Raw genomic sequence first — 24,393 nt, 5'->3', positions numbered from 1 at the left:
GAGGGGCGCCTTTCGCTCGCGAGTGCGGGCGGGCCGGTGGTGCGGGCATGGCAGTGCTCGCACCACCGGTGGTCGGTGGGCGTGCGGTCAGGTGCTGGGACCGAGCGTTTCAGGCGGCATGTGCTCCTCCTTGAGCAGTTCATCAACGGTGATGAGGGTGTGGCTGATCGCCGCGCGGCTCGAGCGAGCGTGCGGTGCTGCGGGGTTGGGGTCAGTGTCGGGGCAGGTCGGACAGGACGGTGCGCTGGATGGCGACGGCCGCGGCGCCGCGGGCCCACAGCGTGGGGTCGTCGTCGAGGATGCGCAGGTCCAGGGGTGAGGCCTCGGGCTGGCGTGCCTGGGCGATGCCGGCGCGCAGCCGGTGCTGGGCGACGTGCGCCAGGCGGATGCCCTCGCCGGTGAGCAGGATGCGCTCGGGCTGGGCGATGTTCGCCACGGCCGCGATCAGCGTGCCGAAAGCGTGGGCGGAGCGCCCGACGATCTGGTCGGCCAACGGGTCGCCCGCGGCGGCGAGATCGAGCACCTCGTCGTAGGTCACGGCGCGGCCCAGGACCATGGCGGCCTGGGTGTGGATGGCCTCGGTGGACAGCATCGCGTCCGCGCAGCCGCGGTGGCCCTCGGGGCAGGACGGTCCCAGGGGGTCGAGCGGGAAGTGGCCGAGCAGGCCGATCCCGGAGTCGGGGCCGGTGACCAGGCGGTCGTGGATGACAAGGCCACCGCCGACCCCGGCGCCGATGGTCAGGGCGGCGAAGCTGTGCACGTCGCGTCCGTCCCCGAACCAGTGCTCGGCCTCCATGAGCGCGTCCAGGTCGTTGGCGATCGCCACCGGCAGCCCGGTGCGCTCGGCCAGGAGCCGTCCGAGGTCGACGCCGTGCCAGTGCAGGAACGGGGCGCGCTGCACGAGCGTGAAGTCGCGGACCGCTCCGCCTAGCCCGACACCGACCGCGGCCGGGGCGCTGTGACCGCTCAGGTCGCTGACCAGCGCGTCGAGGACGTCGATGACGGACTGTGGGTCCTGGGCGGTGATCTCCCGGACGCTGGTGGTCAGGATGTCCGCGCGCAGGTTGGTCAGTACGCCGTAGGCGCGAAAGCCCGTGAGCTTGATCCCGACGAACTGCTGCAGGTCCGGGTCGACGTCCAGCGGCTGCAGGGGGCGGCCCCCGCCGCGCGGGGCCGGCTCGTGCACCTCGTGCAACACGCCGGCGTCCAGCAGCGGTTTGGTGATTCGCGTCAGGCTCGGGGTGGACAGGTCCAGGCGCCGCGCCAGCTCGGTGCGCGCCAGCGGGCCGTGCAGCAGCACCTCGAGCGCCACGCGGCGCGAGGTAGAGGACAGCGGCGTCCAGGGTGATGCAGTGTCGAGCACCTGCGCTCCTCAGTGAGTCGGTCAACACAGAGATAGTACCGTCGCGAAACTGCGGCGCAACCCCCTTCCGTGACAGAACCGTGACTTCCTGCGACTTGACGCGCCCGGGCGGGCTCGTGGTTAATGTTGGCACGAAGAAAACCTTCGTCTCGGATCGTGGGGCACCCGGGCGTCGTCGAGGACGCGGTCGGGCCCGAGGCACAAGGCGACGACGTCGTCGACTCAGGAGGAAGTGGAATGCGTAAGCACACGGCGGTGCTGGCTGCCGGCTCGCTCGTTCTCGCGCTGGGCCTGGCGGCCTGCTCGGGCGGCGACGGTGGCGGTGGCGGTGGAGCGGCCGAGGACGGCAAGACCCTGAAGGTCTGGTGGTGGGAGAACGACGACTCCGCGCTGTCGGCGGCCTGGAACACGGCGATCGACATCTTCGAGGAGGAGCATCCGGACGTCGAGGTGCAGTTCGAGCTCAAGACGTACGAACAGATGCAGCAGTCCGGGCAGCTCATCCTGGACTCCAACGACGCCCCGGACGTGCTGGAGTACCTCAAGGGCAACGCGACCGCGGGCGTGGTGTCCAAGGCCGGCCTGCTCACCGACCTCACCGACGTCGCCTCCGAGCGCGGGTGGGACCTGGACAACACCGCGCAGGACGTCGGCCTGTACGAGAACGGGATCATGGGCTCGGGGCAGCGGTACGGGGTGACGAACTACGGCGAGTACGTGGGCCTGTTCCTCAACACCGACATGCTCGCCCAGTACGACCTCGCCACGCCCGAGACGCTCGAAGAGCTCGAGGCCGTGATGCAGACGTTCGTGGGCAACGGCGTCACCCCGCTCGCCCTCGGTTCGGCGGACTACCCGGGCCCGCACCTGCTGTACGCCCTGGCGCTGGCGCACATGGACTCCGACTCCCTGGCCGCCTACCAGCAGTTCACCGGCGAGCCGGACTGGTCGGCGTGGGAGAAGGCCGCGACGACGCTCACGGAGTGGGTCGACAAGGGCTACATCAGCACCGACTCCACTGGGATCCCAGCCCAGGACTCCGGCAACGCCTTCGTCGCGGGCAAGTACCCGCTGTTCTACTCCGGCACATGGTGGGCGGGCAGCTTCACGACCGACATCTCCGACTTCGCCTGGGACCAGGTCCTGTTCCCGGGCAACGACCTGCACCCGGGCTCGGGCGGGAACCTGTGGGTCGTGCCCGAGAAGGCGAAGAACAAGGAGCTCGCCTACGACTTCATCGAGATCACCCAGCGGCCTGAGGTGCAGAACGAGCTCGGCAACCTCGGTGGCGTCCCGGTCGGGGCCGAGGAGGGTGGGGTGACCGAGCCCGTCGGCGAGCTCATCACGTCGCGCTTCACCGAGCTGCTCTCTGGTGAGGGCGGTCAGCTGGCCTGGTACCCCGACTGGCCGGTCGCGGGCCTCAACGACGTCCTCATCGCCCAGACCTCGGACCTGGTCCAGGGCAACGTCGACCCCGCCCAGGCGGCGTCGAACATCCAGGCCGCGTACGACGCCGGCAAGCCGCAGGGCTGACCCGGTCCATCACAAGGGTGCGGTGGCGCGAGCCCGGCTCGCGCCGCCGCACGCACGAAGGACTCGACCATGACCTCTCTGACCGGCGCACCCACACGCCGCCGTCGCTTTCTGGGCACGGAACGCCCCGCCGGGTACTGGTGGTACATCGTCCCGGGAGCGCTCGGCTTCCTGGCGGTGGTGCTCGTCCCGTTCGCGATGAACATCTTCTACAGCCTCACCACCTGGAGCGGGGTAGGCGACCCGCAGTTCGTCGGGCTCGACAACTACACCCAGCTCCTGGGCGACGTGACGTTCTGGACCTCGTTCCGCAACAGCGCATTCTTCATCGTCGCGATGGCCGTGATCCCCACCGCGATCGGTGTCGTCGTGGCCGCCGTCCTCTTCGACTTCATCGCCCCCCGGTTCGGCACCCGCACCTCGAGCCTGCTGCGTTCCCTCTTCTACCTGCCCCAGATCCTGCCGATCGCGGTCGCCGGCGTGCTGTGGAAGTGGATGTACCAGCCCGAGTACGGGATCATCAACACCCTGCTCAGTGCCGTCGGCCTCGACGGGCTGCGCCAGAACTGGCTCGGCGACTCCGACCTGGCCATCTACTCGGTGATGAACGTGCTGATCTGGCTCCAGATCGGCTACACGGTCGTGCTGTTCATGGCCGGCCTGTCCCGCGTCGACCCGGCCCTGCACGAGGCCGCTGAGCTCGACGGCGCCGGATGGTGGCAGCGGTTCCGCATGATCACCCTCGTCCAGCTGCGGCCCGAGATCGCCGTCGTGCTCATCACGACGTCCGTCGCCGCGCTCAAGGTCTTCGCCCCCATCTACGTACTCACCAAGGGCGGGCCTGGCACGAGCACGATCGTGCCCGCGTACTTCTCGTTCTCCAACTTCTTCACCACCACGCGCGTCGGGTACGGCGCCGCGGTCGCCACCGTCCTTGCACTTCTCGTGACGATCATCGCGATCGCGCTCCTGCGCTACCAGACCCGGACCACAGAAGGGTTCGACGATGACGGTCGATAACCTCGCTCGCGGCGCCATCGCCCCGACCACCGGCGACGTCAGCCCGGCACCCGCCGCGCCCCTGCGCACCCGCGGCGGATCGCGCTCCCGACGCCGTGTCAGCGGCTGGATCGTGCTCGTCGTGGTCTCGGTCGCGGCGCTGCTGATGATCTTCCCGTTCTGGATCGCGCTCATCAACGGGTTCAAGCCCGCCGCCGAGTACATCCAGGACGGACCGGTCTCGCTGCCCAGCGAGCTCGACTTCTCCGCGCTTGTCGACTTCTGGCGCGGCGTCGACTTCAACCGCAAGCTCCTCAACAGCGTCGTCATCTCCGGCAGCGTCGCACTCATCGCCGCGGTGCTCTCGCTGCTCAGCGCGTTCGCGATCGGCATCGGACGGATCAAGGGCCGCGTGTGGATCCTCGCGGTGTTCATGGTCGCGTTCACCATCCCGCAGGAGGCGCTTGTCTACCCCCTGTTCGTCCTGACCCGTGACCTCGGGCTCTACGACACCCTGGCTGGCGTCATCATCATCCTCGCCGTCCTGCAGAGCGCGTTTGGGACCTACATGCTCTCCTCCGTCCTGGGCGCGTTCCCCCAGGAGGTGCTCGAGGCCGCACGCCTGGACGGCGCGAGCCGGCGCCAGATCCTGGGCCGGATCGTGTTCCCCCTGACCCGGCCCACGCTGTCGGTGCTCGTCACGTTCTTCTTCATCTGGACGTGGAACGACTTCTTCCTGCCCCTGATCCTGCTCCCGTCGGCGAAGAACCAGACCGTCTCGGTCTCCCTCGGCGCGCTCTCGGGCCAGTACACCTCCGACCCCACGGCCCTGGCGGCAGCTTCGCTCGCCGGCATCCTGCCCGCCCTGGTCTTCTTCCTCATCTTCCAGCGCACCCTCATGCGAGGCGTCAACCTCGGCGCCGTGAAGTAGCACCCCACCGCCTCCTGGCCCGGTGACCGCGCCCCCGGCACCGGGCCAGGACCTCGCGCGAGCCTAGTCGACCCCGGGCCTGCGCCGACCCACCACGAAGGACAGCACCATGACGCTCACCCAGCCCGACCACGCCACGACCACGACCGACCCCCAGTGGTGGAAGAGCGCCGTCGTCTACCAGATCTACCCCCGGTCCTTCGCCGACTCCAACGGCGACGGCATCGGCGACCTCCCGGGCATCCGCTCGCGCCTGGACCACCTGCAGCGCCTGGGCATCGACGTCATCTGGCTGTCCCCGATCTACCGCTCCCCGCACGCCGACAACGGCTACGACATCGCCGACTACCAGGATATCGATCCCGCCTTCGGCACCCTCGCCGACTTCGACGCCCTCCTCGCCGACGTGCACGAGCGCGGCATGAAGCTCGTCATGGACCTCGTCGTCAACCACACCAGCGACGAGCACCCCTGGTTCGTAGAGTCCAGCTCCAGCGCCGACAATCCCAAACGCGACTGGTACTGGTGGCGCCCCGCCCGTGACGGCTTCGCACCCGGCGACCCGGGCGCCGAACCGACGAACTGGGAGTCCTTCTTCTCCGGCCCGACCTGGACCCTCGACGAGGCCACCGGCGAGTACTACCTGCACCTGTTCGACCCCAAGCAGCCCGACCTCAACTGGGAGAACCCCGAGGTCCGCCAAGCCGTCTACACGATGATGCGCTGGTGGCTGGACCGCGGCGTCGACGGTTTCCGCATGGACGTCATCAACCTCATCTCCAAGGACACCGCACTGCCCGACGGCGCACCCGGCGCCTCAGGCCTCGGCAACGGCTTCCCCCACTACGCCAACGGGCCCCGCATCCACGAATTCATGCAAGAGATGCACCGCGAGGTCTTCGACGGCCGCGACGGCGAGCACCTCACCGTCGGCGAGATGCCCGGCGTCACCTGGCAGGACGCAGTCCTCTTCACCGACCCCGCCCGGCACGAACTTGACATGGTCTTCCAGTTCGAGCACGTCAACCTCGACCACGGGCCTGGCGGCAAGTTCGACCCCCGCCCGCTGCAGATCTCCGACCTCAAGGCGTCCCTCGGGCGCTGGCAGCGCGAGCTCGGCACGACCGGTTGGAACAGCCTCTACCTCGGCAACCACGATCAGCCGCGCAGTGTCTCCCGGTTCGGCGACGACGGCCTGCACTGGCGTGAGTCCGCCACTGCGCTGGCCACTGTGCTGCACCTGCACCGCGGCACCCCCTACGTTTACCAGGGCGAAGAGATCGGCATGACCAACGTGCCTTTCGCCGGCGTCGACGCGCTACGTGACGTCGAGTCGCTCAACCACTACCGCGAAGCCATCGCCGCCGGCCAGGACCCCGAGAAGGTCTTGGCAGCCATCCGCCACATCGGCCGCGACAACGCGCGCACCCCCGTGCAGTGGGACAACAGCCCGCAAGCCGGCTTCACCACCGGAACCCCATGGATCGACGTCAACCCGAACCACACGTGGCTCAACGCCGCCGCCCAGCACGACGACCCGACATCGATCTACCACCACTACCGCCGCCTCATCGAGCTGCGCCACACCCTGCCCGTCGTCGCCCACGGCGACTTCACCATGCTCCTGGCCGACCACCCCACCGTGTACGCCTACCAGCGCCGCCACGAGGACACCACGCTGCTCGTCGTCGCGAACCTTGCCGGCGAGGCGATCGACATCGAGCTCGACGTCGAGGCGTACGACCTGCTCTTGAGCAACGCAGCGGCCAGCGAGGAACAGCTCACGCTCCGACCCTGGGAAGCCAGGGTCTACATCACGGCCCCGCGCTGAGCTCACGGCGGACGACGCCCTCCAGCCGGGGTGAAGGAGAAGAACCAGATCTTCATCGCGAGGGGTGAAGCCGTCGGTACGGTGGTGCCGACTGCAACTGCATCGCTCAGCGCTTTGGTTGGCTGCGAGCTCGCCCCGTACTTCCACGCACGACGAAATCAACCGGTGGGAGGGAGAGCGCAGGACGTTCGCGTCCCTCGACTGCGGCGACGAGCGTCTCGGCCGCTGCGGCACCCCACGCGATCACGTCCTGACGGATCGTAGTCAGAGGCGGCACGATGTAGGGCGCGAGGGGAATGTCGTCGAATCCCACGACGGAGAGGTCCTCGGGGACGCGAATGCCGCGGTCGGTCGCGGCTGAGATCCCAGCGATCGCCATGAGGTCGTTGCCATAGATGATGGCGCTGGGTGGTCTGGGAAGGTCGAGCAGCTCGTGTGTCGCGCGGGTCCCGGATCCGCCGGTGAAGTCGGCTGTCGCGATCGCTCTGTCACGGATGCCGAGCTCGTCGAGTGTGTTGGTCCACGCCTGCTTGCGTGCCTCCGTGTGGACGTATCCGGCCGCTCCCATGACATGTCCGATGCGGCGATGTCCGAGGGCATGGAGGTGGTGAACCGCACGACGCACGCCGGTCGCGTCGTCCATGCCGACCACGGCCGCGTCGGTGTCAGGCGACGCTGAGGTGGGGGCGACGACGACGCTGGACAGTCCGAGGCTCGCGACGAGTTGGTGCCGGTCGTCCGCAACGCGGACATCAGTGAGGAAGACGCCGTCGACACGCGATTCCCGTGCGAACCGCTCATAGGCCGCGCGCTCAGTGGCAGGGTCTCCGACGACCTGCAAGACGAGAGCGTAGTCGTGCTGAGCAAGGCCGGTCTCGACCCCGGCGAGGAACTGCGGAAAGAAGGGATCCGTGCTGAGGAGCTCTGGTTCGCGTCGTATCACCAGACCGACCGCCTGGGTCTTGTTGCGTGACAGAGCACGAGCTCGAGCGCTCGGTTGCCATCCGAGGTCCTTCGCAGCTTGCAGGATTCGTTCCCTCGTCGCGACGGAGACTCCTGGGCGGTCGTTGAACACGAAGGACACCAGGCTCTTCGAGACACCCGCTCGATCAGCCACGTCGCCGATGGTCACCCGTCGGCGATGGCCCGGGGCGTCGATAGCCCTGCTCGCCCCCCGCCTGGCTGGACCGGACGACGGCACGCCTTGCTTCGTTGCGCTCACTGCGCCAGCGTAGCGCAGAGTTTAGGTGCAGTTTAGTTCGAGTTCTCCTTTGCCCAGCCTGCCGGGCGAGCGTTGCGTGCGTGATGAGGTTCCAGGGGGGGCCGTGGAGACCGTACTTGACCGCGGACCGCTCAAACCGGTTTAATAATACTGTCGGTGCCGTCCAGGGGGGCGGCACCGACGGACTGACCGATGAGCCGCGGTGCAGGGGACCACGAGCAGGCTCTGGAACCGAGCGGGCATGGGTGCCCGGATGAGGAGTTTGACGCGATGAGGCGTGGCGCAAGGATGACAGCGCTGGCAGCGACGGCCGCGGTGGTGCTGCCGCTCGCAGCGTGCGGGTCGGGCGACGACGGTGGATCTGCCGACGGTGGCGGAGACCTCGCGAGCGGGCCGATCGACATCTGGTACTCGACCAACGAGCAGGAGATCGCGTGGGGCGAGCAGGTGGTCGAGGCGTGGAACGCCGAGCACCCGGACGAGAAGGTGTCCGCGCAGGCGATCCCCGCGGGGAGCTCGTCCGAGGACGTCATCGCCGCCTCGATCACGGCGGGGAACACGCCGTGCCTGGTGTTCAACACCGCCCCCGCGGCCGTGCCCGCGTTCCAGAAGCAGGGTGGCCTGGTGAACCTGTCGACGACGTTCGACGACGCGGAGGACTACATCACGGGTCGTTCGGGCGCCGCGGCCGACGGGTTCCGCAGCGCTGACGGGGACCTGTACCAGCTCCCCTGGAAGACGAACCCCTTCATGCTGTACTACAACAAGGACGTGTTCGCGGTCGCCGGCCTCGACGCCGAGGACCCACAGCTCGAGACGTACGACGACGTGCTCGCCGCAGCGCAGGCGATCAAGGACGCCGGGGCCGCGGACTTCGCGATCTACCCGCCCGCGACCGCGGACTACACGAACGTCAACTTCGACTTCTACCCCTTCTTCCTCGCCAACTCCGGTGGCACGCAGTTCATCGAGGACGGGAAGGCGACGTTCACGAGCGACGAGGGCCTCGAGACGCTCGCCTTCTGGCAGACCCTCTACGCCGACGGCTTCTCCTCGGCGGAGGCGTACAGCGGTGACATGTGGGCCGGCCCGTTCGCCGACGGCGTTGCCGCCATGGGTGTCGCCGGCCCCTGGGGCAAGGCGCAGTTCGACGGCAAGGTGAACTACGGTGTCGTCCCGCTGCCCACGGCAGCCGGTACCGCGGCCGAGGAGACGTCCACGTTCGCGGACTCGAAGAACGTCGGCCTGTACTCGTCGTGCGAGAACCAGCAGACCGCGTGGGACTTCCTGAAGTTCGCGACGAACGACGAGAACGACCTCGCGCTCCTCGAGGGCACGGGCCAGTTCCCGACCCGCACCGACGTGCCTGAGCTCGCCGCAGACTTCCTGGCCGAGAACGCCTTCTTCGAGCCCTTCGCCGCAGCCGTGCCGCTCGCGGTGGACGTCCCCACGGTGGACGGGCTCGCCGAGAAGATGCAGGTCTTCCGCGACGCGTGGAGCGGGTCGGTGCAGTCGGGGTCTGGTGACCTTCAGACCACGTTCGGCGAGGCCGCGAGCACCATCGACGGCCTGGGCTGACCAGAACGACGAGGTGAAGAACTCATGACCACCCTCCACGACGAGGACGTGCGGTCGTCCGCGCGGGCCACGGGCAACCGTGGCCCGCGCCCGGGCAGCGCGCGGCCCCGAGGGCGTCGCCTGCAGCGCTGGCTGGGGGAGCACCCCCTCGGGCTCCTTCTCAGCACCCCGTACACGGCGTTCGTCGTCATCGTGTTCCTCGTGCCGTTCGGGTTCGGGGTGTGGATGTCGTTCCACGACTTCTTCTTCACCGCACCCGGAGTGCACGTCCCGCACCCCTTCGTCGGGCTCGACAACTTCCAGCAGGTCCTTGCGGACCCCGCCGTGCGGCAGGCCTTCGGCAACCTGCTCGTCTTCGGCCTGATCAACATCCCTCTCACGGTCGTGCTCGGGCTCCTGCTTTCGTCGGGCCTTGACGCCGTCGTGCACTGGAAGGGCTTCTTCCGGGTCTCGTACTACATCCCGTACGTGACCGCGTCGGTCGCGACGCTCGCGGTGTGGATCTTCATGTTCAACGGCGGCGGGGTCGTCAACCAGCTGCTCGGCAGCCTGGCACCTGACCCGACCTGGCTTGCGAATCAGGGACTGATCATGCCGCTCATCGCGGTCTACGTGACGTGGAAGAACTTGGGGTTCTACGTGCTCCTGTATCTCGCGGCACTGCAGAACGTGCCGAAAGAACTCCACGAGGCGGCCGAGATGGACGGTGCCGGGGCATGGCAGCGGTTCCGCACCGTGACCCTGCCAGCGGTCCGTCCGGTGACGTCCCTGGTGGTGCTGCTCTGCATCATCACGACCGGGCAGATCTTCACCGAGCCGTACCTCCTGACCGGCGGCGGGCCGAACGGGGCGTCGATGACGCCTGCACTTCTCATGTATCAGAAGGGCATCCAGCAGGGTCAGCCGGACATCGCGGCGGCGATCGGCATGATCCTCGTCATCGCGGTGATGATCCTCTCGCTCGTCTCGCGCCGACTCACGGAGAGGAAGGGCTGATGGTCACCACCTCACCGCCCACACCGCGGGACGCAGGCCACCGTCCGCGCGGCGCCATGCAGCCAGGTGCGCGTCGCAAGAGGCGGGTCCTGCCGGCGCTGCGTTTCGTCGTGCTGCTGGTCGGTGCGCTCCTCGCGCTCGTCCCGTTCTACTACATGATCATCGGGGCGTTGCAAAAGGAACGGGACACGAGCGTCCTGGGCCTGCTCCCGCTGCCCGGCAACCTCACGCTGGACAACTTCGTCGGCGTCAACGAGTCGATCGACCTGCTGCGATCCCTGCTCAACTCACTGATCATGACGGCGGGTGTCGTGGGCTGCACGCTCGTGTTCGGCCTGCTCGTCGGGTACGCCCTGTCCGTGCTGTCGTTTCGCGGTCAGGGCCTCGTGTTCGCGCTCGTGCTCCTCGTGCAGGCGATCCCGTTCCAGCTGCTCATGATCCCGCTGTACGTCATGGTCGTGCGGTACTTCAACCTCGCGGACAACTACCTCGGCATGATCCTGCCGTTCGCCGTCAACTCGGTCGCCGTCCTGATCTTTCGCCAGTACTTCCTCCAGATCCCGCGCGACGTGTTCGACGCCGCGCGCATCGACGGCGCGAGCGAGCTGCGGATCCTGCGGTCGATCGCCGTGCCGCTCGTACGCCCGGCCATCCTCACCGCGATGCTCGTGACCTTCATCGGCCCGTGGAACGAGTTCCTGTGGCCGTTCCTAGTGACCAAGGACGCCACGATGCAGCCGCTCGCGGTGAGCCTCGCCAACTTCTCCCAAGCAAACTCCACGTTCCAGGCCAATCCGATGGGCGCCGTCCTGGCAGGGGCCTGCGTCCTCGCGATCCCCGCCGTCGTCCTGTTCCTGATGTTCCAGCGGCACTTCACGTCCGCAAACCTCGGCTCGGCCATCAAGGGCTGACCTCCCGTGTGACGCGACCTGCGCCGCGGACACTTCAACCTCTCAAGGCTAGGTAATGACCCAGGTGAACCACCCCGGACCCGTCACGACCGTCCCCTACACGCTCCGGCGGCTCGGCACGATCATGTCACCCCTACCCGGTGAGCCTCTCGAGGTCGAGGGCGTACTGAACCCCGGCACGGCCTGGGGTCCAGACGGTGAGCTATACCTGTATCCGCGTCTGGTCTCCGCGGGCAACGTCTCGCGCGTCGGCCGGGCTCGCGTCGTTGTCGAGGGCGGGGTCCCGGTGGGCGTCGAGCGGCTCGGCGTGGTCCTGGCCCCCGACGAGGGCTGGGAGCACGGGCGGCAGAACGCGGGCGTTGAGGATCCGCGGATCACGTTCGTCGAGCCCCTCGGCCTGTACGTCATGACCTACGTCGCCTATGGCCCGCTGGGGCCCAAGCCAGCGCTGGCCGTCTCGAAGGACACCGTGACGTGGCGCCGGCTCGGTCCGCTGAGGTTCTCCTACCAGCCCGAGCTCGACACCGACCTCAACCTCTTCCCCAACAAGGACATCGTGTTCTTCCCCGAGGCGGTCCCAGGACCCGACGGCCGCCCGGCTCTCGCGCTGCTGCACCGCCCGATGTGGGATCTGGACTGGCTGCGCCCCGGCGAAGGTGCCCGTACCCCGGCAGGGATCGACGACGCCCGCCCGTCCATCTGGATTGGCTACGTCGACCTGGACGCAGCGACCCGCGACCTGTCCGCGCTCACATACGTCCAGCACTCCGCGATGATCGCGGCACCCGAGATGACGTACGAGTCGTCGAAGATCGGCGGCGGCCCGGCGCCCCTGCGCGTCCCCGAGGGTTGGCTTGTCCTGCACCACGGCGTGACGGGCGCCGACTTCTCCGGGTTCGCCCTGGCCCACGGCGCCCGATACACCGCGGGCGCGATGCTCCTCGACCCCATCGACCCGCGGCGGGTCCTGGCCCGGACGCCTGAGCCGCTGCTCGTCCCGGAGACGGAGGAGGAACTCGAGGGGACGCTCGGCAACGTTGTGTTCCCCACTGCCATCGAGGAGATCCAGGGGCGCCGGTTCGTCTTCTACGGCATGGCCGACTCCAAGATCGGCGTCGCCGAGCTCGAGCGCCACGATGACTGAGGCGGAGACGCGCACGGGTCGGACCCACGACGCCCTGAGCCGTGTCGTCAAGGCGTACGACGTGCGCGGCATTGTCCCCGACGAGCTCGGACCCGACGTCGTCCGGGCCCTGGGAGCCGCTTTCGTCGAGGTCGTCGTGCGCCCCGAAGCAGGAGACGAGGTCGCCCGTGTGGTCGTCGCACGCGACATGCGGGACAGCGGGCCGGGACTTGTCGCCGCGTTCGTCGACGGCGCCCGGGCAGCCGGAGCCCATGTCCTGGACGCCGGCCTGTGCTCCACCGACGAGCTCTACTTTGCCTCGGGTTATCTGGACGCCGCCGGGGCGATGTTCACCGCGAGCCACAACCCCGCGCGGTACAACGGGATCAAGCTGTGCCTGTCCCGGGCACGCCCGGTCGGGACGGACACGGGCCTGCGCGCCGTCCGGGACCGGGCCGAGGAGCTCCTCGCGGGCGATCCCGTCGACGCCGGGCCGCGCGGCGGCCAAGAGACCGTCGACGTCCTGCGCCCCTACGCGGAGCGCCTGCGCTCACTCGTCGACCTGTCCGGGGGCCGGCGTCTGCGCGTGGTCGTCGACGCAGGCAACGGCATGGCGGGGCTCACGGTCCCCGCGGTGCTGGGGATGGCAGCGGGTCTGCCGCCGCTCCCGCTCGGGATCGTCCCGCTGTTCTTCGAGCTCGACGGGTCGTTCCCGCACCACGAGGCCAACCCGCTCGTGCCGGCGAACACGGCGGTTCTCCAGGCGGAGGTCGTGCGCCGGCGTGCGGACCTCGGGCTCGCGTTCGACGGCGACGCCGATAGGTGCTTCGTCGTCGACGAGCGGGGTCGGAGGGTGGACCCCGCGGTACTCACGACGCTCGTCGGGCTCCGCGAGGCACGTCGGGTGCGGGGCGAGGGCGGCGTGCCGGTCGTGCTGCACAACGCGATCACGTCGCGCGCGGTGCCCGAGATTCTGGGCACGCGCGGGGTGCGGACGGTCCGCACCCGCGTGGGCCACTCCTTCATCAAGGCGCTCATGGCGTCCGAGAATGCGGTGTTTGGGGGTGAGCACAGCGGGCACTTCTACTTCCGTGACTTCTTCGGCGCTGATTCCGGGTTGCTCGCTGCGATGCATGTCCTGTCGGCACTTGCCGAACAGGACCGACCGCTGTCCGAGCTGGTGGGAGAGTTGGACCCGTACGTGCGCTCTGGCGAGGTCGACGTAGCGGTCGAAGACCCGGAACGCGCTCGGGATGCCGTGCTCGCCGCGCTCGTTGAAGAGTTCGGCGCCATGACCCTTGAGGTCGACCGGCTGGACGGTGTCACCGTGTCCCGCTGGGCGGCGCCTGATCCTTGGTGGCTCAACGTTCGGGCCTCCAACACCGAGCCGCTGCTGCGCATCAACGTCGAGGCGGTCGATGCGGAGACCATGCGGATGGTGCGGGATCGGGTGCTGCGTGCGCTGGACGGCCAGCGGATCAGCGGCCAGGTAGACGCGCCGCAGCCTGACAGCGCTGCCACAGTACGTTCTACGGACGGGACGGTCTGACATGTACCGCCTTGAGGGCGCGATGCGTCGCTACTCCTGGGGTTCCACGACGCTCGTGCACCAGCTTCTGGGTCGGCCTGTCGACGGTCGGCCCATCGCTGAGGTGTGGCTTGGGGCTCACCCAGACGGCCCGGCCGTTGCCAACGGGGGAGGACGGAAGACTCCGCTTGACGAGCTCGTCGCGGCCCAGCCCCAGGCGATGCTGGGGCCGCGTGTGCTGGCAAGTACTGGACCACGGCTGCCGTTCCTCCCCAAGATCCTGGCGGCCGCGCACGCCTTGTCGATCCAGGTGCACCCGACGACCGCCCAGGCCGTGGCGGGCTTCGCGGCCGAGGACGAGCGGGGCGTCCCGCGCACCGACCCAGCGCGGACGTACCGGGACCGCTCCGCCAAGCCGGAGATCGTGTACGCCCTGACGCCCTTCGAGCTCCTCAGCGGGCTCCGGGAGCCGGAGCAGGCGGCGAAGCTCGTCGCCGAGCTTGAGGTACCCGCGCTTAATCCCCTCGTGGTGCTGCTGCGCGAGCAGCGCGCTGACGCCCACCGGGGTGCGCTCACATGGCTCCTCGGCCAGCGGGGGAGCGCGGCGCCGTGGGTGGAGGCCGTCGCAGCGACGGCGCGCGACGCCGTCGGCGCCCGGCCCGAGCTGGCCGTCGTGCACGACCTCGCCCAGCAGTTCCCCGGCGACCCCGGGCTCCTCGCGCCGCTCCTGCTCAACCACGAGCGGCTCGAGCCCGGCCAGGCCCTCTACACGGCCCCTGGCACGCTCCACGCCTACCTGCGTGGCATGGCCATCGAGGTGATGGCGGCGTCCGACAACGTCCTGCGCGCCGGCCTGACGACGAAGCACGTGGACGTGACGGAGCTGCTGTCGATCACCGACTTCACGCCGCGGCTCACCGGCTTCCTGCGTCCGGCGCGTGGAGTGCCCGGCATCGTGGACTACGTCGCGCCCGCCGCAAACCTGGGCCTGCGCGTGGTCACGCCACGAGCTGGTGAAACCTTGCCCGGGCCCGAGGAGGGTCCGCGGATCGCCGTGTGCGTCGAGGGCGAGGTCGAGATCGAGGTTGCCGCGGGTGAAGCCCAGCGACTGCTGCCCGGCGAGGCCGTGTTCGTCCCTCACATCGACGGTGCCTTGGCTGTGTCGGGCAACGGGACGGCGGTGGTCGCCCGCGCTTGACAGTCTCGCCCGTGGCCGGCGAGTGAAGCCACGGCTCGCGAGGGGTCCGACAACGCACGACCTCTTGCCATGTCGTCGCGTAACCGAGCTAGTCATTCAGAGATCAATGGAGATCGCCATCATGAAGAGAAGCGAACAGATTGCTGGGACGAGACGTCCGAACGGGGCGTCGTATCGCCAAACACTAGGCACGGCGCTCGCGCTCGCGTTGACCGTGACCACGGGCGGACTCGTTGGTGCCGCACCGGCAGTTGCCGCTGCGGAGCCCGGCGACTTCTCGTCGTCCTTCGAGTCGGGAGACCCGGCCGCGCTGCCCACCACGGTGGCCGAGCGCGACGGCGCACCCTGGCAGGCGAACGTCGGCTCGTTCACGGCCGGTCTGCCCGGGAGCGTCCTCGGGCAGCTGAAGGGCGTCACCGCGAGCGCGCAGAACCTGCCCAACGAGGGCGCGGCGAACCTGGCCGACGGCAGCTCGGGCACCAAGTGGCTCGCGTTCGCGTCGACCGGCTGGGTCCGGTACGAGTTCGCCGAGCCCGTCTCGTTCGTGGCGTACACGATGACCTCGGGCGACGACGCCGCCGGTCGCGATCCGAAGACGTGGACGGTCGAGGGCTCGAACGACGGCACGACGTGGACCGCGCTCGACCGGCGGACGGACGAGGACTTCCCGAACCGCCAGCAGACGCGCACGTTCGAGCTCGAGGCGCCCACGGCGGCGTACACGTACCTGCGTCTCAACGTCACGGCGAACTCGGGCGACTCCATCGTCCAGCTCGCCGGGTGGGACCTCTCGGGCGACCTGAGCGCCGGGCCCTCCGCGGCGCCCATGAACACCAAGGTCGGCACGGGCCCGCGCGTCAACTTCACCAACAAGGCGGGCGTCGGGTTCTCCGGCCTGCACTCGCTGCGGTACGACGGCTCGCACCTCGCCGACGGCGAGACCTACGCGACGAACGTGCTCTACGACGACGTGGACGTCGTCGTCGGCGAGGACACGCGTCTGAGCTACACGATCTTCCCCGAGCTGCTCGACGACCTGCAGTACCCGTCGACGTACGCGGCGGTGGACGTGCTGTTCACCGACGGGACCTACCTGTCCGACCTCGGCGCGCGCGACGCGCACGAGACGGTCGCGACCGCGCAGGCGCAGGGCGAGGGCAAGATCCTCTACGCCGACCAGTGGAACTCGGTGCGGGTCGACCTCGGCGACGTCGCCGCGGGCAAGACCGTGGACCAGGTGCTGCTCGGGTACGACAACCCGGGCGGTCACGCCGGGACGAAGTTCGCGGGCTGGCTCGACGACGTCGCGATCACGGCGGAGCCCGCCACGATCGACGGGTCGAGCCTCGCCAACTACGTCGACACGCGCCGCGGCACGCTCGCGTCCGGCAGCTTCTCGCGCGGGAACAACATCCCGGCGACGGCGACGCCCAACGGGTTCAACTTCTGGGTGCCCTACACCAACGCGTCGTCGCAGAGCTGGCTGTACGAGTACCACAAGGCCAACAACGCCAACAACAAGCCCGTGCTGCAGGGCTTCGGCATCTCGCACGAGCCGAGCCCCTGGATCGGCGACCGCAACCAGCTGACGTTCCTCCCGTCGACCGCGTCCGGGACGCCCGAGGCCACGCTCTCGACGCGCGGCCTCGAGTTCGACCACGCCGACGAGACGGCGCGGCCCGACTACTACGGGGTCACGTTCACCAACGGCTCCGCGATCGAGGCGACGCCCACCGACCACGGCGCGGTGCTCCGCTTCAGCTACCCCGGTGCCACGGGCCACGTGCTCGTGGACAAGGTGGACGGCTCCTCGAAGATCGCCCTTGATCGCGCGACGGGTGTGCTCACGGGATGGGTCGACGGGGGGAAGAGCTCGGCTGTGGGCCGGACGCGGATGTTCGTCGCCGGCACCTTCGACCGTAGTCCGACGGCGGTCGGGACGGCGGCGGGCAACCGCGCCGACGCGCGGTTCGCGACGTTCGACACGTCGTCCGACAAGACGGTCGAGCTGCGCGTCGCGACGTCGTTCATCAGCCTCGACCAGGCGCGCAAGAATCTCGAGCTGGAGGTGACGGGCAAGACCTTCACGGAGGTCAAGGCCGCCGCCGCGCAGGCGTGGAACGACCGGCTGGGCGTCATCGAGGTCGAGGGCGCGAGCGAGGACCAGCTCGTCACGCTGTACTCCAACCTCTACCGCCTCAACCTGTACCCGAACTCGCAGTTCGAGAACACGGGCACGGCCGAGGAGCCGGTGTACCGGTACGCGAGCCCGGTCTCCGCGACCACGGGCTCCGCGACCGACACGACGACGAACGCGAAGGTCGTCGACGGCAAGATCTACGTGAACAACGGGTTCTGGGACACGTACCGCACGGCCTGGCCGGCGTACTCGCTCCTCTACCCGGAGCTCGCGGCCGAGCTGGTCGACGGGTTCGTCCAGCAGTACCGCGACGGCGGCTGGATCGCGCGCTGGTCCACGCCCGGCTACCTGGACAGCATGACGGGCACGAGCTCTGACGTCGCGTTCGCCGACGCGTACCTCAAGGGCTCGCTCCCGACGGGCACCGCGCTCGAGGCGTACGACGCCGCGTTGAAGAACGCCACTGTGATCCCTCCTGGCGACCACGTGGGCCGCAAGGGCCTGCAGACGTCGCCGTTCCTCGGGTTCACCCCGGAGTCCACGCACGAGTCCGTGTCGTGGGGTCTGGAGGGCCTGGTCAACGACTTCGGCATCGGCAACATGGCCGCCGCCCTCGCGGAGGACCCGGCGACGCCGGACGAGCGCCGCGACACGCTGCGGGAGGAGTCCGCGTACTTCCTCGAGCGGGCCACGCACTACGTCGAGCTGTTCGACGAGGACACTGGCTTCTTTCAGGCGCGGAAGGCGAATGGACAGTTCCACACGTCCGCGCAGGACTACGACCCGCGTGACTGGGGCGGGGCCTACACCGAGACGAACGGCTGGAACTTCGCGTTCCACGCGCCACAGGACGGCCAGGGCCTGGCCAACCTCTACGGCGGCAAGCAGGGCCTGGAGGACAAGCTCGACGAGTTCTTCGCGATCTCCGAGGACGCTACGCGCAGTGGGGGGTACGGACAGGTCATCCACGAGATGCGCGAGGCGCGCGACGTCCGCATGGGCCAGTGGGGCATGAGCAACCAGGTGTCGCACCACATCCCGTGGCTCTTCGACGCCGCGGGCGCGCCGTCGAAGGCCCAGGAGAAGGTGCGCGAGGTCACCCGCCGCCTGTTCGTGGGCAGCGAGATCGGCCAGGGCTACCCGGGCGACGAGGACAACGGCGAGATGTCGTCGTGGTGGATCTTCGCCTCGCTCGGCTTCTACCCGCTCCAGGTCGGCTCGGACCAGTACGCGGTCGGTTCGCCGCTGTTCGACAAGGCGACCGTGCACCTGCCGGACGGCGACCTCGTCGTCAACGCCGAGAACAACTCGGTCGACAACGTCTACGTGCAGTCCCTCGCGGTGGACGGCGAGGCGCGCACCTCGACGTCGCTCTCGCAGGCCGACCTCTCGGGCGGCGCGACGCTGGACTTCGTCATGGGTCCGGAGCCGTCGGACTGGGGCACGGGCGAGGACGACGCCCCGCCGTCGCTCACCGAGGGCGACGAGCCCCCGGCGCCGGTGCAGGACGCGACGACGGCGGGCCTCGGCACGACGACCGTCGCCGACGGGGACGCGACCACGAGCGCCGCCGCGCTGACGGACAACACGTCCGGCACGCGCACGACGTTCGCCACCACGACGCCGTCGATCACGTGGGCGGGCAACGGCATCCGCCCGACCGTCGGGTCGTACACGCTGACCTCCGGGGCGAGCGGGACGGCGTCGCCGTCCGCGTGGACCCTCGAGGGCTCCGACGACGGCGAGACGTGGACGACGCTCGACGAGCGGTCCGGCGAGCAGTTCCGCTGGGCCCTGCAGACGCGGCCGTTCACGGTCGCCGAGCCGACGGCGTTCGCGCGGTACCGGGTGACGGTCACCGCGACGTCGGGTTCCGGTGCGCTGTCGCTCGCCGAGGTCGAGCTGCTCGCCGACCCGAAGGAGTCGGGGGCCGAGGAGCTCACCCTCTCGGCCGCGCCGGACCGCGACGCGGTCACGGGCCGCGAGGTCTCGGGCACCTTCGCCACCCTGACGGGGGTCGACGGTGACGCCGCGGGCCTCGACGCCACGGTGACGTTCGGGGACGGCTCTGAGCCGGGCGAGGCGACGCTCGTCGCCGGGTCCTTCGGGGCCTGGTCGGTGCGCGCCGCCCACGCCTGGGGCGCTCCCGGCGTCTACCCGGTGACGGTCACCGTCACGTCGGCGGTGGGGGACCCGGTCTCGGCGACCTCGCTCGTGACCGTCGGGCTGCTCCGCGAGGGCTCGCTGCTCGGCGCGTACGACAACGTCTGCATCGGCGACGTCGGCAAGAACGTGAGCGACTGCGACGGCGAGGGCGTGTTCTTCGACCGGGCGCAGCTCGCGGCGAAGGGCTTCGTCCAGGGCGAGCGCGCGACGGTGCCGGGCACGGACCTCGCGTTCGACGTCCCGGCGGTCCCCGCCGGGCAGCCGGACAACGCGACCGGCGACGGGCAGACCGTCGAGCTCGACGTCCCGGCCGACGCGGAGCAGCTCTCCGTGATCGGCACGGGGACGCTCGGAAAGCAGCCTGCCACTGGTGTGCTCGGATTCGACGACGGCTCGTCGCAGCCCATCGACCTGAGCTTCGGCGACTGGGCAGACAACGCACGCTCGACTCTCTACGGCAACATCCCCGTCGCGGTGACGGACAGCCGCCTCCGCGGCGGCAGCCCGCAGACCGGAACCCCGGCCGCGTTCTTCGCGACGGCGCCGATCACCCTGCCCGAGGGCAAGCGGCCCGTGAGCATCACGCTCCCGGACCAGCCGGGCGAGCTCTCGCGCGACGGCCGCATCCACGTGGTCGCGGTCGCGCACGACGGCACGTTCGCCGAGCACCCCGCGCTCGAGGTCACGGCCGCGGAGGGCGTGACGCTCGCCGTCGGGCAGACCACGGACGTGGCGCTGGCCCAGGTGGCCGGCGGCCGCGAGGGCGCCGACCTCCGGGCGGCCGTCACGTGGGGCGACGGGTCCGACGTCGCGGCCGGCACGGTGGCCGACGGCGCGGTGACCGGCGCGCACGCCTACACGGCGGCCGGGACGTACACCGCGTACGTCGTGGTCGACGACGGCTGGACCAGCCAGGTGGTCGAGGTCCCCGTGACCGTGACCGAGGGCCAGCCGACGCTCGCCGTCGACGTCACGGTGAGCACCCGCTGCCTCGCCGGCAAGGCGTACGTCGCGGTCCGCGCCGAGAACGGCGAGGACGTGCCGCTCGCGATCCGGCTCGTCACGCCGTTCGGCACCAAGGAGGTCGCGGCCGTCGCGCCGGGCGCCAACGCCTACCAGTCGTTCGCGACGCGGGCCACGGCGGTCGAGGCCGGCACCGTCACCGTCGAGGCGACGCGCGGCACCGGCGACGAGGAGGTGACGGCGTCGATCCAGACCGACTACGCCGCCGTGACCTGCGGCTGAACCCACGCGTTCTGCGAGCCCTCGTCCCGCGGGGGCATGACCCCTACACCGCAGTCATCAAAGGAGACTGGCATGAGACATCGACCCTTGGCACGACGATGCGCGGCGGGTCTGGTGACCGTTGCGCTCGCGATCACCTCGTCCGCAGCGTCCATCCTGGCACTTCCCGCCGCGGCAGCCGCCACGGATGAACAAGCCCTCGCCGACGTGACGACCGAGTACGTCGCAGATGCCTCGGCGGCCCAGCAGCGTTGGCTGTCCGTACCCGACTCGCGCATCGTGCTCAACCCCTTCGAGTTCGGCCGGTCCGGGAGCGAGCTGGAGCAGACGGCAGGTCCGTCGCTTCCGCTGAACCTGGGGTACTACGTGAACGACAAGGCTCTGCACGCCAGGAACGTCCTTCAGACGTTCGCCACGACGGGGGACCGACCACAGGGCAGTGCCTTCCGCAGCGCGCTGGCGGAGTCGTTCGACGACTCGTCGGGGTGGTCCGCGAAGGACGTCACTGCATCCTCGGCCTCGGGGACGACCACGTTGCGCCTGGCAGACGGCAAGCAGTGGGGGCATGTCGAGCGACGCATCACCGTCCAGGACGTGGCCGACACACGGTTCCTCACCGTCGACGTCGCATCCCTGAGCCCGAGCACGACGTGGAACGTCAAGATCAACGAGACCGGCTCGGGCGACGATCTGGCGGGCCTGCAGGCTGACTCCTCCCAGACCGGTGCCATCACGTTCGACCTGGCTGACACCTACGGGTGGCAGCCCGGCCCCAAGACGTTCACCGTGAAGCTCTACGCCGTCAACAAGACCGGGAGCAACGGCGGTACGGCGACGTTCCGCTCGCTGTCGCTCGACAACGGTGCGTCCCTGCCGTGGGAGGAGTCCTCGGCAGGGACGGTCGACGACCTCTCCGACACGTCAGCGTGGTCGACGGCGGCGCACGCTGGGAACGGCGCGGCGATCACATCGGACGGCACACAGGCGACCGTGCGCATCGGCGACGCCAGCTACGGCGCCGTCGAGCGCCAGGTCACGGTCGACCTCGACGCGACACCCCTGGTCAGCGTTCGCGTCGCCGAGACGAGCGGAAAGTGGGCGCTGAAGCTGTCCACCGGTTCCGGCGATGACCTCACCGTCCAGCCGGACACGTCGGCCACGGGCGTGCTCACCTTCGATCTGGCGGGAGCGACGGGCTGGTCGGGGGAGCGGACCTTCACGACGAAGCTGTTCCACATCGGGAAGAACGGCTACACGACGTTCGACGACCTCGCGTTCCATGCCGGTGAGGTGTGGTTGCGGTCGGCCGACGAGATCGGCAACGAGTGGTGGCCTGAGGCGCTGGAGTCCCGGGGTACGTACCCGGACGGGACGATTGACGTGCTCGACGTCTTCCACGACGCGGACTCGTTCTCGCGGACCGTCGAGGCGACCACGGACGGCGTCGCCCTGGCAGGGAACTACCAGGGCACGGCCGTGTGGGACGCGACGAACGCACTCCTGACCGTCACAGAGCAGTACCACACCTCGACCTACGCCCTGCCCGTCGGGGCCGACGTGCGTTTCGGCACGTCGGTGACCGAGCTCTCGACCAGCACCGGGTCCGCCACGCCCCTGAGCGGCCAGGGTGCCTGGGTCGCATCGTTGCCCGCAGGCTCCCGTCACGCGTCAGTGGGTGTCGGACTCGCGGTGAACGACGAGTCGGTGACCGCTGACCCGGCGGGGGCCTCGCGTGAACGAGCGCAGGCCGCGGCACAGGACCCGGACGGAGACCGCGAGTCCTGGCGGGGCTTCTGGGACGAGTACCTGGCAAAGGTGCCCGTCGTGCAGGACTTCTCCGTGCAGCGCGTCCCCGATGGAGGCGTCACCGCCGAGGAGATGCGGCACTTCTGGTTCAAGGCGTGGGTCAACCTGGAGATGAACGTGCTGCCGGCCACCCCGGAGACGGGGAACATGCACGCCCAGCTGGGCACGGGTAAGCCGTCGTTGTGGATGAACGGCACCCCGGGGACGAAGAACGTGGCGAGCTGGGACTCGTTGCTGGGTATGCAGCAGCTGGTCTACACCGACCCGGAGAATGCGTGGGCGTCCTTCGAGGGCATGATGGCTCTGGTCGAGGACGGTCCTGGTGCGACGGAGCCGAGCGACTCGGCGTACGGGACTCGTGGTGAGCTCGGTGGGGAGTCGCTGCCCTCGCGCAAGGCGCAGACCGCGTGGATTCTGTACTCGGTCACCGGGGACCGGGACCGGCTGGAGGGCGTCTACGACAAGCTGGCGCTGCACCTGAACTGGGAGCGCTACAACATGCGTTGGGTCCTCGGCGCGAACAACCACTTCGACGAGCGGGACAGCGAGTTCGTCACCTCCCTCGCCTACGACCTGAAGTTCGCGATCAAGATCGCCGACGAGCTCGGCGAGACCGCCGACGCCGACCTGTACCGGTCGATCATCACCGACATCAGCGCCAAGTACTCCGAGTGGTTCTTCCCCACGGCCGCTGACCAGGACGGCAAGGTCTGGGACACCGTCCAGAAGGTCTATCTCGACGCCTCCCGCACCACCGTGCCCTTCGGCGACGACACGGAAGGCCAGCCCTACCGCAACGAGAACGGGCAGTGGGTCCGTCCCGGTTGGTCGTTCTACACCTCGACCGCGTTCGTCATGGACGAGCTGACCGAGGAGTCGATGGTCAAGACCATGGACCGCTTCCTCGACGACTACGACGAGAGCGCCCAGCTCGCCGGCCTGGGGGACTTCGCCGTCAAGGCGCCCGACCTGCAGCTCATCGCCTACGGCCTGCTGGACATGGACCCGATCGCGGGGTCATCGGAGGCGCAGCTGCGTGACCGCGCCGCGGTGCTCGTCAACGCGATCACGCGCGACATGGTGCGCAGCGGCTGGTTCGCCGAGGTGTACTACGCGAAGGGCGAGCCGGGCGACGCGGTCGGGGCGCGCGGTGTGCGACCGTCGTTGTTCGGCATCTCGAACTACATCGACTTCGTCCTCATGGCGAACGGGGTGCGCACCGATGAGGGTGACCCGACGTTCGTGCGTCTCGCGGGCGCAACGGGCGGCGTGAGCGGCCTGACGTACCGGGGCGAGCGCCTCGACGTGGATCTCGAGGGCAACCAGGTGTTGTTCTCGGGGCCGGCCGTGCAGAACGCGTGCGAGGCGATCGATGTTGTCGAGGGCCAGACCGTCACGTGGGCCGAGGACTGCGGTACGACCACGCCCGCGGTTGCGCTCGACGTCCAGGCCCAGACCCGGTGCCTTGCAGGCAAGGCCTACGTTGCGGTGCGGGCGACCAACACCGGTGACGATCCGGCCGACGTGCGGCTCGTGACCTCGTTCGGGCAGCGCGAGTTCGAAGACGTCGTCCCGGGCGGCAGCGCCTACCAGTCCTTCGCCGCTCGTGCCATCAGCACCCCGCAGGGCACCGTCACCGCCGTCGGGACCGGTACCGACGGTCAATCCCGCTCGTGGGACGTCACGTACGACGCCACCACCTGCGGCTGACCGGCCACGCCCGGCCCGGGTAGAGAACCTCCCGGGCCGGCCTCCTTCGCGCTGCGGCCGGGTGCCGTCGCCGCGGCCGCAGCGCACCGAGTTCCCTCGGCACACACCCCAGT

General features: G+C 69.5%; 14 protein-coding genes. 12 read left to right on the top strand and 2 right to left on the bottom strand.

The features are described 5' to 3' along the window. Positions 1-211 precede the first annotated feature (211 nt). Positions 212-1,363 carry an ROK family transcriptional regulator gene (locus MT994_RS03640; protein ID WP_354805162.1) on the bottom strand — a complete coding sequence of 384 codons (1,152 nt, stop codon included), beginning with the start codon at positions 1,361-1,363 and terminating at the stop codon, positions 212-214. 237 nt (positions 1,364-1,600) lie between these two features. On the opposite strand from MT994_RS03640, the gene MT994_RS03635 reads away from it, so the two are divergent. The 4 genes from MT994_RS03635 to MT994_RS03620 all read left to right on the top strand — a co-directional run bounded on the left by MT994_RS03635 (position 1,601) and on the right by MT994_RS03620 (position 6,657). Continuing rightward, on the top strand, positions 1,601-2,896 hold the full coding sequence (locus MT994_RS03635; RefSeq protein ID WP_257417434.1) for an extracellular solute-binding protein: 1,296 nt from the start codon (positions 1,601-1,603) through the stop codon (positions 2,894-2,896). Positions 2,897-2,965: 69 nt separating this feature from the next. Further along, positions 2,966-3,916 (top strand): sugar ABC transporter permease, encoded by a 951-nt coding sequence (locus MT994_RS03630; RefSeq protein WP_257417436.1) that lies wholly within the window; start codon positions 2,966-2,968, stop codon positions 3,914-3,916. Continuing rightward, entirely contained in the window at positions 3,903-4,826 is a 924-nt protein-coding gene (locus MT994_RS03625) for a carbohydrate ABC transporter permease (RefSeq protein ID WP_257417438.1), read from the top strand. The genes MT994_RS03630 and MT994_RS03625 overlap by 14 nt, the downstream gene beginning before the upstream one ends. A gap of 109 nt (positions 4,827-4,935) precedes the next feature. Next, positions 4,936-6,657: an alpha-glucosidase gene (locus MT994_RS03620; protein WP_257417440.1), complete on the top strand. Its 1,722-nt coding sequence runs from the start codon at positions 4,936-4,938 to the stop codon at positions 6,655-6,657. A 106-nt stretch (positions 6,658-6,763) separates the two neighbouring features. Here the strand turns inward: MT994_RS03620 and MT994_RS03615 are convergent, their stop codons facing one another. Further along, positions 6,764-7,879, bottom strand: coding sequence for a LacI family DNA-binding transcriptional regulator (locus MT994_RS03615; RefSeq protein ID WP_354805160.1), 1,116 nt, complete (start codon positions 7,877-7,879; stop codon positions 6,764-6,766). 288 nt (positions 7,880-8,167) lie between these two features. Between MT994_RS03615 and MT994_RS03610 the strand changes: the two genes are divergently transcribed. The 8 genes from MT994_RS03610 (at position 8,168) to MT994_RS03575 (ending at position 24,280) form a co-directional block, all read left to right on the top strand. Continuing rightward, positions 8,168-9,457 carry a sugar ABC transporter substrate-binding protein gene (locus tag MT994_RS03610; protein WP_354805159.1) on the top strand — a complete coding sequence of 430 codons (1,290 nt, stop codon included), beginning with the start codon at positions 8,168-8,170 and terminating at the stop codon, positions 9,455-9,457. 24 nt (positions 9,458-9,481) lie between these two features. Next, positions 9,482-10,453 (top strand): sugar ABC transporter permease, encoded by a 972-nt coding sequence (locus MT994_RS03605; RefSeq protein ID WP_257417445.1) that lies wholly within the window; start codon positions 9,482-9,484, stop codon positions 10,451-10,453. A gap of 56 nt (positions 10,454-10,509) precedes the next feature. Continuing rightward, positions 10,510-11,364, top strand: a complete 855-nt coding sequence (locus MT994_RS03600; RefSeq protein ID WP_257417447.1) for a carbohydrate ABC transporter permease — start codon at positions 10,510-10,512, stop codon at positions 11,362-11,364. A 307-nt stretch (positions 11,365-11,671) separates the two neighbouring features. After that, positions 11,672-12,508 (top strand): glycosidase, encoded by an 837-nt coding sequence (locus tag MT994_RS03595; RefSeq protein ID WP_354805158.1) that lies wholly within the window; start codon positions 11,672-11,674, stop codon positions 12,506-12,508. Continuing rightward, a complete protein-coding gene (locus MT994_RS03590) occupies positions 12,501-14,036 on the top strand; it encodes a phosphomannomutase/phosphoglucomutase (protein ID WP_354805157.1) in 1,536 nt (511 codons plus the stop codon). The genes MT994_RS03595 and MT994_RS03590 overlap by 8 nt, the downstream gene beginning before the upstream one ends. Before the next feature lies 1 nt (position 14,037). Beyond that, the gene (gene manA, locus MT994_RS03585) at positions 14,038-15,213 is read left to right on the top strand and encodes a mannose-6-phosphate isomerase, class I (protein ID WP_354805155.1); all 1,176 of its coding nucleotides are present in this window, start codon (positions 14,038-14,040) and stop codon (positions 15,211-15,213) included. 214 nt (positions 15,214-15,427) lie between these two features. Then, entirely contained in the window at positions 15,428-20,764 is a 5,337-nt protein-coding gene (locus tag MT994_RS03580; protein ID WP_354805154.1) for a GH92 family glycosyl hydrolase, read from the top strand. A gap of 207 nt (positions 20,765-20,971) precedes the next feature. Continuing rightward, positions 20,972-24,280, top strand: a complete 3,309-nt coding sequence (locus MT994_RS03575) for a hypothetical protein (RefSeq protein WP_257419313.1) — start codon at positions 20,972-20,974, stop codon at positions 24,278-24,280. Positions 24,281-24,393: the final 113 nt, after the last annotated feature.

The sequence above is a fragment of the Cellulosimicrobium sp. MI9406 genome (genome assembly GCF_040595865.1).
Lineage (GTDB): Bacteria > Actinomycetota > Actinomycetes > Actinomycetales > Cellulomonadaceae > Cellulosimicrobium > Cellulosimicrobium funkei.
This window is presented reverse-complemented; position numbering and strand designations above follow the sequence as displayed.

Coding starts and splice junctions, on each gene's coding strand:
- MT994_RS03635 (WP_257417434.1), top strand. CDS start 1,601: ATGCGTAAGCACACGGCGGTGCTGGCTGCCGGCTCGCTCGTTCTCGCG.
- MT994_RS03630 (WP_257417436.1), top strand. CDS start 2,966: ATGACCTCTCTGACCGGCGCACCCACACGCCGCCGTCGCTTTCTGGGC.
- MT994_RS03625 (WP_257417438.1), top strand. CDS start 3,903: ATGACGGTCGATAACCTCGCTCGCGGCGCCATCGCCCCGACCACCGGC.
- MT994_RS03620 (WP_257417440.1), top strand. CDS start 4,936: ATGACGCTCACCCAGCCCGACCACGCCACGACCACGACCGACCCCCAG.
- MT994_RS03610 (WP_354805159.1), top strand. CDS start 8,168: ATGACAGCGCTGGCAGCGACGGCCGCGGTGGTGCTGCCGCTCGCAGCG.
- MT994_RS03605 (WP_257417445.1), top strand. CDS start 9,482: ATGACCACCCTCCACGACGAGGACGTGCGGTCGTCCGCGCGGGCCACG.
- MT994_RS03600 (WP_257417447.1), top strand. CDS start 10,510: ATGCAGCCAGGTGCGCGTCGCAAGAGGCGGGTCCTGCCGGCGCTGCGT.
- MT994_RS03590 (WP_354805157.1), top strand. CDS start 12,501: ATGACTGAGGCGGAGACGCGCACGGGTCGGACCCACGACGCCCTGAGC.
- manA (WP_354805155.1), top strand. CDS start 14,038: ATGTACCGCCTTGAGGGCGCGATGCGTCGCTACTCCTGGGGTTCCACG.